The following is a 13,917-nucleotide window of genomic DNA, read 5'->3' on the forward strand; positions in this document are numbered from 1 at the left end:
ACTGCATCATCGTTAGTACAAATGCCCGATATTCACAATAGTACTCACCGTGTCGCCAAAAAAGACCAGCCGACTCAGAAATACGCCAACGAATAACAAGACGAACAGGAGTTTCGGGCGCGAATCACCGTGACGGCTGGCGACAAAAGCGAGCGCAAGGCAGACCAGGCTTGCCAGATAAAACGGTGAAGCCAGCCATGAACGCGCCGTCATCTGCATTACCGTTCCCCCGCTTAACCACACCAGCGGCGCCGCGATAAGTACCGCGATACACACCACAATTCCCTGGCGTAACGCAGGAACGGCAGGCCTGAGTTTTAACAGCGGAATCGCCGCGCAACCCATGACCCATACCGTAATAAAAAATAACAGCATGGTAAATCCATTAGCGATAGCCACCATCGCTGGCGCGGCGTAGGTCATTCCCTGCACCGCCACCAGTAACACGCCGAACACGGAGGCGATAAGAGCCATCGCTTTATGTCCCTTTGCCAGGAACGTTACGCCGACCGCTGCGCCAAACAACGTGGCGCCAAGGATTTCCCGACTTAACCAGGCATGTCGCAGGTTAATCAGCGCATTATAAGCGCGATCGGGATGCGCCAGATGCAGAATCGCGGCAATAGACGCCAATGCCAGCACCAGCCCGGTGGCCAACCAATAGAAACGCTGGCCTTCCACTTCACCACGCAGCGTACGCCATGTCAGTACCAAAGCCATCCCGACAGACATCTGGCTTAATACCGTAAAAAACACCAGCGGCAGTTCATATTTTTCCATTACTTGTCCTCCGGCTGCTTAGGCTGGCGCGCCAGAATAAAGCGCGTTCCTGGATTGAGCTGTGGCATATGCGGGAACCCTGGCGGATACTGCACCGCATTATCGGGCACAGGATCGGCATCCAAATCGATAATCGACAAGGCGCCCACCGGACAGGCGTTTACGCACGCCGGATTCATACCGATATCAAGACGCTCGTAGCACATACTGCATTTTTCCGCTTTACGCGTCTCTTCATTAAAACGCGGCGCGCCATAAGGACAGTTACGAATACAGTTTTTACAGCCGATGCAGCGCTCAGGGTTATGCACCACCACGCCATCTTCACGTTTGGTATAGGCTTCGACCGGACAGGCGGCGACGCAGGCCGGATGTTCGCAGTGGTTACAGGCCAGCGAGTAAAACGCCCGCTCTTCATGTGGATAGATGTCTTTATCCAACGGATAAACGTAGCGCCAGAAGCGATCCGGCTCCAGTTGGTTAAAGCTTTTACACGCCATAGCACAGCCGCGGCAGCCGATGCACTTATCGCTATTCACTAAAAACGCACGTCTCATGCTACGGATTCCCCTTTACCGATCAATACAACGTCAGCAAACTGACTGTGGATAGCGGCGCCCGGCGCGCCAGTTTTCATCAGCCCCATATCAGCAGGCGTATCGGCCACGACGTTTTGCACGTTGTACTGCCGTTTCGGGAACCACGCTTCATACATCACCAGAAAATCTTCCGGCACGTTGGTGGTGACTTTTGCCCGCAGCTCAACTTCACCGGTGCCATTGAAAACTTTGACCAGATCGTTCTCGCTGATGCCTTTTTTTTGTGCGGAAGAAGGATGGATATAAACGAACGGTTCCGGGTAGAACACCTGCATCCAGTCCAGGTTGATAAACTGCGAGTGCAGGCCAAACTGCACGTGCGGCGTAAACAGATGGAAAGGCAGTTTGCTCTCGGCTTCCGGTTTGTATTCCGGCAGCGCGGTGTGGCCGTTTTTCTCCGCCAGTTCAGATTTAAATTCATACTTGCCTGACGGCGTTTTGAACTTGCGATCGTACCAGGCGGCTGAACTTGGCAGAATCGCTTTTTTCGGCCCGTCCAGCAGATCGTCCCAGGACGAGATGCCGAACATTTTCGCCATACCGTCGTTGAACTCCTGATCCAGCCAGCGCTTGTGATCGAACTCTTGCGGGAAGGTACAGGAACCCGGCGCCATCTTATTAATGGTGCGCGACAGCATGGTCGCGATTTCGAGATCGCATTTTGCTTCATACATCGGCTTAATCGCCGGCTGATTAATGGAAAGCCAGTAGTGCCAGTAAGAAGCATCCACGTTCCACTCTTCAAACGCGGTGGTAACGGGCAGCACGATATCAGCGTGTTGCACCGTTTCGTTGAAGAACTGATCGGCGCAGACCACCATTTCCAGTTTTTCAAACGCTTTTTTCATCTTGCTGCGATCGAAATCCTGGGCAAACGGGTTTTTACAGGCGACCCACAGCATACGAACCGGCGGATCGTTGGCCTCCAGAATCTCCTGCGCCGTCTGGTTGATATTCAGAGAGCGATCGGAGTACTGCACGGCGTCGCTGCCAGCGGCAGCCCCGAATTCACTGGTGGTGCCCGCCGCTCCCGGTATGCCAATAGCGCCCACCGGCGGCTTCTGCAGCATGGCGTTATAGTTAAAGCCCCAGGTATGCAGATGGCCATAACGCGCGCCGCCGCCTTCGACACCGATGTTGCCGGACATAGCGACAAAGGCATCGATAGCGCGAACGTTGGCGCCGCCGTTGACATGACGCTGCATCCCGTAACCAATCCAGACCGTGGCCGGCTTAACCGCCGTAAACTCCTCTGCCAGCTGGCGAATGACATCCGCAGACAGGCCGCAGATTTCTGATGCCCATTCCACGGTGACGTTATTGCGCAGATAGGCTTCAAATTCCGGATAGCCGTGAGCATCGTTGTTGACAAAATCCTGATCGACCAGCCCCTTATCCACCAGGTGGCGCGCCATCCCCAGCGCCAGCGCGCCGTCTGAGCCTGGCCGTACGCGCAGGTAGAGATCGGCTTTGGCGGCAGTCTGCGACAGCAGCGGATCGATAACGACGACCTTCGCCCCTTTCTCGCGCGCCTGATAGATGTACTTCATGCTGTGCATTGAGCACCAGGCTGGGTTGGCGCCCCAGATAATGATGTATTTCGCTTTCACCATATCTTCCGGGTCGTTACACCACATGTCGCCCATGTCGTAGTTTTGCGCGTCGATACCGGCAGGCCAGCACGGCGTACCGGCAAAACGGGTGGTATAGCCAAGCGAGGACATCATCCCTTCAACGGCATAGTTCAGCACGCCAAACTTACCGGAATATTTGGTCAGCGCCAGACCGAGCATAGAACCGTCTTTTTTCTTAATCTCCAGCATCTTGGCGGCAATGCGCTGCATCGCCTCTTCCCATGAGATGCGACGCCAGTTGCCGCTACCGCGAACGTCCTGCGCCATGGGATATTTAATACGATCGGGGCTATAAACCCGGCGCGGATAGCTTAGCCCTTTGACGCAAGGGGTACCGTGAGTAAATGTTGATTCCGGCGCGCCTTCCACGAAAGTAATGACCCCGTCCTTTACCCACGTCTTGAGGCTACAGGTGTCATAGCAGTTACGCGGACACGCGTTACGATAAATTTTGTACGTTTTAGGGTTAAAGGGAACAGGCGGCTGCGCAAGCGCGCATCGGGAGGTCAGTAATCCTCCGGGTAAAGCCGCAACGGCGCCCAGTGCCACTATCCCCTTTAAAAAAGAACGTCTGTTCAGATGTCCTGTCTCATTACTCATATTGATACTCTCGTTTTAATTCATCAAGCCAATAAAATAAGATGTCCGCCACCGTATATAACGTGGTCGTTTGTGCATGAGTTTTTATTTTTTCGATATATAATGGCACCCACTTTGTTAAATAGTTATTGATATATTGAGTGAGAGTAGATCGGTATTGGGACGTTTGCCGGGTATTAGCCAGTAATAGTGTGGTCAATTCCAGCACGCAGGAAATATGATCGTCAGGAATATTGCTCTCCTGATTAACCGATAATCCCAACGCTGCCATAAACTCCCGTATCTCCAGCGTCGCCTTTCCCATCACCAGCGCATCCTCTTCCAGATACACTGAAGCGAAAGGCGCAGCCAGCAGCTTGCCAGGACCGACGAATAGCGCATTAAAGTCATACTCCGCCTCCAGCCACGCCCGATCGGTAAGGTTTACCGCAGCAGTGGGATTTAATCTCACGTAGGCAGATTTCAGTGAACGACTATCATGAGAATTAAAAAAATCACGCAATGTAAGCCCTGTTTTTTCTAATTCCGCCAGTGATTCATAGATTGAATCCATGAATAAATAACCTCACATACAAATGCAATATAAATCAAGAAAAAAGAATGGGCATGTTAACGGAAGCGCTTAATCTTTCTTTGATAAAAAAACAGAAAAATTCCAGTTAAATCCGTAGAAGACTTTTTTATTGTTTCAAAGTTTAAAAACAGAAGACCGTTGAAATAAAAAACCGTCTGTTATTAACAGACGGTTTCAGAGTATTGATAATGAAGAACGTGTTTTACCCGGCGGCGTTCCCCAAGCATAAACACCGCAGGCCCGAATAGCTTACACTATCGGGCCATTTACGATGGCCAGTTAACTGACCTTGCAGGTGTGCTTACTTCTTTTTATGCGATTTTGGTACGAATCAGATAATCAAAGGCGCTCAACGAGGCTTTCGCCCCTTCGCCTGTGGCGATGATAATCTGTTTGTAAGGAACGGTGGTGCAATCGCCTGCGGCGAAGACGCCCTTAACGCTGGTTTCACATTTGGCGTCAATAATGATCTCGCCCATGCGGTTACGCTCAAGCGCGCCTTCCAGCCAGTGGGTATTCGGCAACAGACCAATCTGCACAAAAATGCCTGCCAGCGCGACGCTATGAATATCGCCGCTGACACGGTCACGATACTCCAGCCCCACCACTTTCGAACCGTCGCCCTTCACTTCTGTCGTTTGCGCATTCAAAATGATATCGACATTTTTCAGGCTACGCACTTTGTCCTGTAGCACCTGATCCGCCTTCATCTCCGGCGCAAACTCCAGCAACGTAACGTGTTCTACAATACCTGCCAGATCGATAGCCGCTTCAACGCCGGAGTTGCCGCCGCCGATGACCGCCACACGCTTCCCTTTAAATAATGGACCGTCGCAGTGCGGACAATAGGTGACGCCTTTGGTGCGATACTGATCCTCGCCCGGCACATTCATATTGCGCCATTTCGCGCCGGTGGCGATGATGATACTGCGCGCTTTCAATACTGCGCCGGACGCCGTTTCAATCTGATGCAGGCCGCCTTCTGTCGCGGCCGGAACCAGTTTACTTGCGCTCTGGCTGTCGATAACGTCAACGTCGTAATCGCTGACATGCGCTTTCAGCGCGCCCGCCAGTTTCTGGCCTTCGGTTTTCGGCACCGAGATATAGTTTTCGATATCCACGGTATCCAGCACCTGACCGCCGAAGCGCTCGCCCATCAGACCGGTACGGATGCCTTTGCGCGCCGAGTAGACCGCCGCCGCCGCGCCCGCCGGGCCGGAGCCGACAATCAGCACGTCATACGCATCGCGTTTGTTCAGCGCTTCCGCCGCGCGTTTTTCTGCGCCAGTATCCACTTTAGCGACAATCTCGGTCAGAGTCATACGTCCCTGGCCGAACTCTTTACCGTTAACAAATACCGCCGGAACACCCATCACGTTACGTTCGGTGATTTCGTTCTGGAAGGTGCCGCCATCAATTGCCGTATGTTTAATACGCGGGTTCAGCACCGCCATCAGGTTCAGCGCCTGCACTACGTCCGGGCAGTTATGGCAGGAGAGTGAATAATAAGTTTCGAATTCAAAATCGCCGTCAATATCGCGAATCTGCTCCAGCAGCGACTGCGCTTCTTTTGACGGATGACCGCCGGTCCACAGCAGCGCCAAAACCAGCGAGGTAAATTCGTGGCCCAGCGGAGAACCGGCAAAGCGCGGCCCCTGCTGAGAACCTGGATTCGTAATCAGGAAAGACGGCTTGCGCACCGGCAGAGTATTGTCTTCTTTAAATGTGACTTTGTCGGACAGCTCGGCGATTTCAGCCAGCAGTTCCTTGATTTCCGCCGATTTAGCGCTGTCATCCAGCGTGGCAATCAGCTCAACAGGTTTGGTCAGTTTCTCAAGGTAAGCCCTGAGCTGGGTTTTCATATTTGTGTCGAGCATTCTTCTTCCCTCTCTGAAAACATCATCATGCAAGCCGACTTCGCGGGACTGCATTAATGCAACTTGCGTCATGGTGCTGAAATGAAATGGGCGCGGGTGCGCCCATGACTGAAACAATTTCCAAAGTATTTCACGTCAGAGTAAGGCGGCTAGCCTGAGAATCCCCGGAAACTTACTGAAGTAAGTGACCGGGATGTGCAGGCGACGCCAACGCAGCTATGGCGTGAAAGACGACGGAAATTTAGATTTTACCGACCAGGTCTAAAGATGGAGCCAGAGTCGCTTCACCTTCTTTCCATTTCGCCGGGCATACTTCGCCTGGGTGAGCGGCAACGTACTGTGCTGCTTTAATTTTACGCAGCAGGTCAGACGCGTCACGGCCGATACCTTCAGCGGTAACTTCGATTGCCTGGATGATACCCTGCGGGTCAACAACAAAGGTCGCACGGTCTGCCAGACCTTCATCTTCACGCATGTTGTCGAAGTTACGGGTCAGGGCGCCAGTCGGGTCGCCGATCATCGCATATTTGATTTTTGCGATAGTTTCAGAGCTGCTGTGCCATGCTTTGTGCGTGAAGTGAGTATCGGTTGAGACGGAATAAACGTCTACGCCCAGCTTCTGCAGTTCTTCGTAATGGTCGGCAACGTCACCCAGTTCAGTCGGGCAAACAAAGGTAAAATCGGCCGGGTAGAAGAAGAAGACGCTCCAGCGGCCTTCGGTATCTTTCTCGGTGACTTCAATGAATTCACCGTTTTTGAACGCCTGGTTTTTGAAAGGTTTGATTTTGGTGTTAATTAAGGACATCTATACTTCCTCCGTGTTTTCGTTGAGGAGTAAGTTAACGAAATTTTGCTGATTCGGCTAATGCGTTTCCATTATCAAATCAATAAGCGTTAACTAACAACCCGATTCGGGCGACATTGTGAACACTGCGCCCTGTCAGCCATCTAAAGTAAAAAGGCCGCCTGACAGGCGGCCCCATTACCTGAACTACCCGTAGGTAACTTCAGAGCCAGTACGACTCGTCTTGCAAATTACAGACGTATTGTCTGCAACTCGAAATCCATAGCGTATATGCTGGCTAAGTGTTGCGCTCTACATTACCTTAACAAAGGCTGTAACAGCGAAAAGGATTACATCACCCCAGCATAGAAAGGGCAATCCCGGCACGCCAGCTCTTACCTATGTCTGTGATAGGCATCATCATTAATACTCTTTTCGCTTTGATCTTAAAAGGAAAAAATATGATTAAACGTACATTGCTGCTTGCTATGCTGCCCATTCTCGCCCACGCGGAAGAACTGCCTGCGCCGGTTAAAGCCATTGAAAAACAGGGCATAACTATCCTGAAATCCTTCGAGGCGCCGGGGGGCATGAAGGGCTATCTCGGAAAGTATCAGGATATGGGCGTCACGATTTACCTGACGCCGGACGGCAAACACGCGATTTCCGGCTATATGTATAATGAAAAAGGTGAAAATCTTAGCAACGCCCTGATAGAAAAAGAGATCTATGCACCGGCCGGACGTGAAATGTGGCAGAAAATGGAAAAAGCGTCATGGATACTCGACGGTAAAAAAGACGCGCCGGTGGTGCTGTATGTCTTCGCCGACCCTTTCTGCCCCTATTGTAAGCAGTTTTGGCAACAAGCTCGCCCGTGGGTCGAATCCGGCAAGGTACAATTACGTACGTTACTGGTCGGGGTGATTAAACCGGAAAGCCCGGCCACAGCCGCAGCGATTTTAGCCGCGAAAGACCCGGCGAAAACCTGGTATGACTATGAAGCCTCCGCAGGAAAGATGAAGCTGGAGGTTCCGGCGTCCATCCCCCCGGCGCAGATGAAAGTCATTAATCAGAATCAGCAGTTAATGGACGATCTTGGCGCTAACGCGACGCCAGCAATCTATTACATGAATAAAGATAAGATTTTGCAACAGGTTGTGGGTTTACCGGAAAAAGCGCAACTGGACGCCATGATGGGGCAGCCTTAACGCAGAAATTAGCAAGGCAGAAGCTTAACCGTACCCCGCCCGATAGCGCTGCGTTTGTCGGGCCAACCTCCTCCTGGCATTAACGAGACGCCAGACCAGCATGTCATCCGGCACAGCCTTTTTAGACTAACGGCGTGATTATAAAAGTGTACGTTATGTCCGCCTTTACTGTGATTATTTACTCGCTAAAATATTCATAACTGTGGTATTTTAGTTTAAATAAACTCTACATTAAGTTTAATAAACATAACTCTGGTAAATTATTGAGATTAAGTCATAATCATGAAAGATACCATGATTATGCCAGGAAGATACTATGGCTAACCTTTACGACCTTAAAAAATTTGATCTTAACTTGTTGGTTATATTTGAATGTATCTATCAACATTTAAGCATTAGCAAAGCAGCAGAAACACTCTATATTACACCTTCTGCCGTAAGCCAGTCATTGCAACGCCTGCGCACGCAATTCAACGACCCTCTATTTATTCGTTCAGGTAAAGGAATTACGCCTACCGTAACAGGCATTAATTTACATTATCATTTAGAAAATAACCTTAACAGCCTGGAACAAACTATTAATATAATGAATCAGTCCAGCCTGAAGAAAAAGTTTATTATCTACAGCCCACAGCTGTTGATCACCCAATATGTGATGAAATTAGTTAAATATATCCGCAAAGATCCACAGGTTGAAATTGAACATCACGACATTTTGACCACTGACGAACAGCCTGAAGATCTGCTTGCCTACCGCAAAGCAGATGTTGTGGTTTCATCGGCCCCACTGAATAATCGTTCTATTGTTTGTTCTCACTTTAATAGGATGGAATGTATCCTTGTTTGCAGTGAAAACCATCCCCGACTAGGCGACACCGCCACTATCGACGAAATTCTACAAGAGTCATTTACGCAACTCGTCGCCCGGGCAAGCGGTATAAAAGAGTATCATTCACTTATAGATGATGTGCTGGGGGAAAGAATAATTGGTTTCAGAAGCAAATCGCTGATGACCATCGCCAACGCCATCAGCTCCACGGAGCTTATTGGTTTTTTACCAGAATCACTTGTTGACTATTACTCTTCCTCTATCAAACTTAAAAAAGTCACTACACCTTTTACCATTGCTCCCATACAGCTCTATCTTATGTATAATAGAGCTTCGCTGAATAATAGTGGATTTGCTGAGCTCATTGAGCACATCACAAAAAAGCATTAATAAGAAGGTCAGATAACAGGTGTTAATATAAATTCAATGTATATATTTATGGGATATATTTATTTTACAAATATAATAAAGCATTGCAAGTTCATCTAATCCGCTTATCCTTTATGTTAATTATTTCGAATATACTGTAGTTAACACATCGGAGACTATCCAGAGATGTCGGTTTATAAAGTTCCACTTGAGCAAAATGTTCTGGAAGCGGCTCAAGAGCGTATAATGTGGACCCTGGAAACCTTACCCCGGGTCTGCGTCTCATTTTCTGGTGGTAAAGATTCAGGACTTATGTTGCACCTGACGGCAACGTTGGCGCGCAAAATGAATAAAAAGATCCATGTTCTCTTCATTGACTGGGAAGCGCAATTCTCCTGTACCATCGCCTATATTGAATCGTTACGTGAATACTACGCGGACGTTATTGAGCGTTTTTATTGGGTCGCATTACCCTTAACCACACAAAATTCCCTTTCACAATACCAGCCGGAGTGGCAGTGTTGGCAGCCGGGTACCGACTGGGTACGACAACCGCCAGAAGATGCGATTACCGATCCGGCCTTTTTTTCCTTTTATCAACAAGGCATGACCTTTGAACAGTTCGTTCGCGATTTTGCCGACTGGTTTTCAGAAAAACGTCCTGCCGCTATGCTGGTCGGTATTCGTTCCGACGAATCCTATAACCGATTTGCCGCTATCGCTAACTCGCATAAGCTGCGCTTTGCCGACGATAAGCCCTGGACCACGTTAGCCCCTAAGGGGCACACCTGGTATATCTATCCCATCTATGACTGGAAAACCGCAGATATCTGGACCTGGTTCGCCAAAACAGGTAAACCATGTAACCCTTTGTATAATTTGATGTATCAGGCTGGAGTACCGCCCCGTTACATGCGTATTTGCGAACCGTTCGGCCCGGAACAACGACAGGGGTTATGGCTGTATCATGTTATCGAACCTGAGCGCTGGGCGGCCATGTGCGCCAGAGTCAGCGGCGCACTCAGCGGAGGAATATACGCCGGACAAGACAGCCATTTTTACGGCCACCGGAAAATTTTAAAACCCGATCACCTTAACTGGGAAGAGTACGCGCTGCTCCTGCTACACAGTATGCCTGAAGTCACTGCCGAACATTACCGTAATAAAATCGCCGTTTATTTGCAGTGGTATAAGAAAAAAGGCATGAACACCATTCCACAGACGCAGCATGGCGATATCGGATCGCGGGATATTCCGTCATGGCGACGGATCTGCAAAGTATTACTGAACAATGATTACTGGTGCCGGGCGCTGTCATTCAGTCCGACAAAACCTAAGAATTACCAGCGTTATAACGAACGTATGAAAGCTAAACGCCAGGAATGGGGGATCTTATGCAACACCGACTCACAACCGAAATAACTCACTTTCTCTCTGAACTGCCTGAAGAGGAGAGGATCGCCGCCATTAATGAATTTAGAATGGCGATACATAGCGTTAGTCCTTTTCGCGATGAGCCTGTCGATTGTGTCCTGTGGGTGAAAAACGATCATATTTCGCCTAATGACTACAACCCGAATAACGTTGCGCCGCCGGAGAAAAAACTGCTGCTTAAATCGATTGAACAAGATGGGTTTACTCAGCCGATCGTGGTGGTAAAGGCCGATGCCGAGGAGTACGAGATTGTGGACGGTTTTCACCGTCATGAGCTGGGCAAAGGAAAAGCGGCCCTGAAAAGGCGTCTGAAAGGCTACCTGCCGATAACGTGTCTGGACAGAGAACGTCACGAACGCATGGCGGCAACCATTCGGCATAACCGCGCGCGCGGGCGTCACCAGATCCACGCCATGTCAGAAATCGTGCGCGAACTTTCTCTGCTAGGCTGGGACGAGAGCAAAATCGGCCAGGAGTTAGGTATGGACGCCGATGAAGTCCTGCGCCTGAAACAGATCAACGGCCTGCAGGAGCTTTTTGCAGACCGTCGATTCTCCAGAGCGTGGACGGTTAAATAACTACAGTTTACACAGGCGCTCTGCGGCGGCCAACAGCGTTGATTCCTGTTTAGCGAAACATAAACGTATAAGCTGATGCGGGAAAGGGGCGGCGCAAAAGACAGAAAGCGGAATAGCGGCGACACCGACTTCTTCGGTTAGCCACTGACAAAACTCAACGTCATTTAGCGTCGACACTGCGCTGTAATCGATTAACAGAAAATAGGTACCTTCACAGGGCAGCACTTTTAATCGGCTTTGCGCCAGCGCGTTAACCAGCACATCGCGTTTTTTCCGGTAAAAATCGGGTAACGCGCGATAGTGTTCCGGCGCGGCGCGCAGCATATCCGCCAGCGCCAGTTGCGCCGGCGTATTGACGCAAAACGTCAGGTACTGGTGAACTTTGCGTATTTCGGCGCTAATGGCCGCAGGCGCAACGCAGTAACCAATCTTCCATCCCGTCATATGAAAGGTTTTACCAAACGATGAAACGGCAACCGCCCGCTCTCGTAACTGAGGGTGCGCCAATACGCTGGCATGACCTTCGACGGCAAAACAAATATGTTCGTACACTTCATCGCTTAATACATAAATTTCCCGCTCGCCGATAGCCTGCCACAGCGCCTCGATATCCTCCTGACGCCAGACGGTAGCGGTGGGATTATGCGGCGTATTGAGGATCACCAGCCGCGTGCGCTCGCTAAGCAACGCCGAAAACGCCTGCCAGTCGACGCGAAAATGCGGCGGCGTAAGCGCTATGCGTTTTAACACGCCGCCGGAAAGCGCCACGGCCGGGGCATAGCTGTCGTAACTGGGATCGAAACAGATAACCTCATCCCCTGCCCGCACCAGCGCGGTAATCGCCGCATACAGCGCCTCTGTCGCGCCCGCCGTGACGGTGATATCACTGACGTCATCGGGTCGATAACCATATATTTCCGCCGTTTTATCGGCTATGGCCTCCCGCAGCGCCTGCGCGCCCGTCATCGGCGCATATTGATTCGCGCCCTGCGCGACATGATAAGCCAACCGCTCGTGCAAATAACGAGGACCATCAAAATCAGGGAAGCCTTGCGATAAATTTATTGCCTGATGTTTCTGCGCCAGCGCGCTCATTTGCGTAAAAATCGTGGTGCCAAGATTGGGCAATTTGCTTTTTGGAATCAGTGGGTTATTTCTCATTATCTTCATACCCGCCAGTGATGTGGTTATTGACACACTATCACAGGGTGTTAGTATTTGGCAATCAAGACGTTTAGATGTCTAAATATAATAACAGCGGTGAGAAGCCCCTAAGGACAACACAACATGAACCACACTGAAATCCGCGTCGTTACCGGCCCGGCGAATTATTTTTCCCATGCCGGAAGCCTCGGAAGACTGACAGACTTTTTCACGCCGGAACAGCTTTCCCACGCCGTTTGGGTGTACGGCGAACGCGCGATTGCCGCCGCCCGGCCTTACCTGCCGGAAGCGTTTGAACGTGCTGGCGCAAAACATCTGCAGTTTACCGGCCATTGTAGCGAACGCCATGTTGCCCAACTGGCGCACGCCTGCAACGACGATCGTCAGGTGGTGATAGGCGTCGGCGGCGGCGCGCTGCTCGATACCGCCAAAGCGCTCGCCCGCCGTCTGGCGCTGCCGTTTGTCGCTATCCCGACCATCGCGGCGACCTGCGCCGCCTGGACACCGCTTTCCGTCTGGTATAACGACGCGGGACAGGCGTTACAGTTCGAAATTTTTGATGATGCCAATTTTCTGGTGCTGGTCGAACCGCGCATTATTCTGCAGGCGCCCGATGACTATCTGTTAGCTGGCATTGGCGATACGCTGGCGAAATGGTATGAAGCCGTTGTGCTTGCGCCGCAGCCTGAAACGTTGCCATTGACCGTAAGACTGGGCATTAACAGCGCGTGCGCTATTCGCGATCTCCTGCTGGACAGCAGCGAACAAGCATTAGCGGATAAACAGCAGCGTCGGCTGACCCAGGCATTTTGCGACGTGGTGGATGCGATTATCGCTGGCGGCGGTATGGTCGGCGGCCTAGGGGAACGCTATACCCGTGTCGCCGCCGCCCATGCGGTACACAACGGTCTGACCGTCCTGCCGCAAACGGAAAAATTCCTGCACGGAACGAAAGTGGCTTATGGCATTCTGGTGCAAAGCGCGCTACTGGGACAAGATGACGTGCTGGCGCAATTGATTACAGCGTACCGGCGATTTCATCTGCCGGCCCGGCTTAGCGAACTGGACGTGGATATTCATAACACCGCCGAGATCGATAGGGTAATCGCGCATACCCTGCGCCCGGTCGAATCCATCCACTATTTACCGGTGACGTTAACGCCAGACACCCTGCGTGCGGCGTTTGAAAAAGTTGAATTTTTCAGAATATAGCCTGGTGGCGTTGCGCTTATCAGACCTGGCAACCATCAGCAGCAACGCGCGCCGCCTTTTCCACCATAGCGCGCATCCTGCCGCTCGCGGAAAAATTCTTCATAGGTCATCGGCGTCTGATCCGGATGCGTTATGCGCATATGCTCAACATAGTTGTCGTAGTCTGGCACGCCAATCATCATTTTTGCGGCCTGTCCCAGATATTTTCCGGCTTTCGAAAGCGTATCGAACATCGTTGTCACCTGTCATTCAAATGCCCTCTCCTTATTCTGGAG

Annotated in this window: 13 protein-coding genes; 5 read left to right on the plus strand and 8 right to left on the minus strand. The window is 50.9% G+C overall.

The window, feature by feature from the left end; genetic code table 11:
* Window positions 1-12: 12 nt before the first annotated feature.
* The 6 genes from ACH0WD_RS05170 to ahpC form a co-directional block, all read right to left on the minus strand.
* A complete protein-coding gene (locus ACH0WD_RS05170; RefSeq protein WP_000417102.1) occupies window positions 13-780 on the minus strand; it encodes a dimethyl sulfoxide reductase anchor subunit family protein in 768 nt (255 codons plus the stop codon).
* Window positions 780-1,337 (minus strand): 4Fe-4S dicluster domain-containing protein, encoded by a 558-nt coding sequence (locus tag ACH0WD_RS05175; protein WP_001250381.1) that lies wholly within the window; start codon window positions 1,335-1,337, stop codon window positions 780-782. The genes ACH0WD_RS05170 and ACH0WD_RS05175 overlap by 1 nt, the downstream gene beginning before the upstream one ends.
* A complete protein-coding gene (locus ACH0WD_RS05180) occupies window positions 1,334-3,613 on the minus strand; it encodes a molybdopterin-dependent oxidoreductase (protein WP_000064321.1) in 2,280 nt (759 codons plus the stop codon). Before ACH0WD_RS05180 ends, ACH0WD_RS05175 begins: the two co-directional genes overlap by 4 nt.
* Entirely contained in the window at window positions 3,606-4,166 is a 561-nt protein-coding gene (locus ACH0WD_RS05185) for a molecular chaperone (RefSeq protein WP_000377426.1), read from the minus strand. The genes ACH0WD_RS05180 and ACH0WD_RS05185 overlap by 8 nt, the downstream gene beginning before the upstream one ends.
* Before the next feature lie 332 nt (window positions 4,167-4,498).
* Complete coding sequence (ahpF, locus tag ACH0WD_RS05190) at window positions 4,499-6,064, minus strand: alkyl hydroperoxide reductase subunit F (RefSeq protein WP_000887644.1); 1,566 nt, start codon at window positions 6,062-6,064, stop codon at window positions 4,499-4,501.
* A gap of 241 nt (window positions 6,065-6,305) precedes the next feature.
* The gene (gene ahpC, locus ACH0WD_RS05195) at window positions 6,306-6,869 is read right to left on the minus strand and encodes an alkyl hydroperoxide reductase subunit C (protein ID WP_000052802.1); all 564 of its coding nucleotides are present in this window, start codon (window positions 6,867-6,869) and stop codon (window positions 6,306-6,308) included.
* Between the two features lie 440 nt (window positions 6,870-7,309).
* On the opposite strand from ahpC, the gene dsbG reads away from it, so the two are divergent.
* From dsbG to ACH0WD_RS05215, 4 genes are all read left to right on the plus strand, one after another.
* Window positions 7,310-8,056, plus strand: a complete 747-nt coding sequence (gene dsbG / locus ACH0WD_RS05200; protein ID WP_000597128.1) for a thiol:disulfide interchange protein DsbG — start codon at window positions 7,310-7,312, stop codon at window positions 8,054-8,056.
* Window positions 8,057-8,372: 316 nt separating this feature from the next.
* Entirely contained in the window at window positions 8,373-9,275 is a 903-nt protein-coding gene (locus tag ACH0WD_RS05205; protein WP_000002501.1) for a LysR family transcriptional regulator, read from the plus strand.
* Between the two features lie 165 nt (window positions 9,276-9,440).
* Complete coding sequence (locus ACH0WD_RS05210; RefSeq protein WP_000118142.1) at window positions 9,441-10,676, plus strand: phosphoadenosine phosphosulfate reductase; 1,236 nt, start codon at window positions 9,441-9,443, stop codon at window positions 10,674-10,676.
* Window positions 10,649-11,266 (plus strand): ParB/RepB/Spo0J family partition protein, encoded by a 618-nt coding sequence (locus ACH0WD_RS05215; protein ID WP_001164755.1) that lies wholly within the window; start codon window positions 10,649-10,651, stop codon window positions 11,264-11,266. Before ACH0WD_RS05210 ends, ACH0WD_RS05215 begins: the two co-directional genes overlap by 28 nt.
* On the opposite strand, the gene ACH0WD_RS05220 is transcribed toward ACH0WD_RS05215, so the two are convergent.
* Window positions 11,267-12,427 (minus strand): pyridoxal phosphate-dependent aminotransferase, encoded by a 1,161-nt coding sequence (locus ACH0WD_RS05220; RefSeq protein ID WP_001245599.1) that lies wholly within the window; start codon window positions 12,425-12,427, stop codon window positions 11,267-11,269.
* A gap of 126 nt (window positions 12,428-12,553) precedes the next feature.
* Between ACH0WD_RS05220 and ACH0WD_RS05225 the strand changes: the two genes are divergently transcribed.
* The gene (locus ACH0WD_RS05225; protein ID WP_001016870.1) at window positions 12,554-13,642 is read left to right on the plus strand and encodes an oxidoreductase; all 1,089 of its coding nucleotides are present in this window, start codon (window positions 12,554-12,556) and stop codon (window positions 13,640-13,642) included.
* Window positions 13,643-13,677: 35 nt separating this feature from the next.
* Here the strand turns inward: ACH0WD_RS05225 and ACH0WD_RS05230 are convergent, their stop codons facing one another.
* Window positions 13,678-13,875 carry a YbdD/YjiX family protein gene (locus tag ACH0WD_RS05230; protein ID WP_000460619.1) on the minus strand — a complete coding sequence of 66 codons (198 nt, stop codon included), beginning with the start codon at window positions 13,873-13,875 and terminating at the stop codon, window positions 13,678-13,680.
* Window positions 13,876-13,917: the final 42 nt, after the last annotated feature.

This window comes from Salmonella sp. 2020_1395 (assembly GCF_043848115.1).
GTDB classification, from domain to species: Bacteria; Pseudomonadota; Gammaproteobacteria; order Enterobacterales; family Enterobacteriaceae; genus Salmonella; species Salmonella enterica.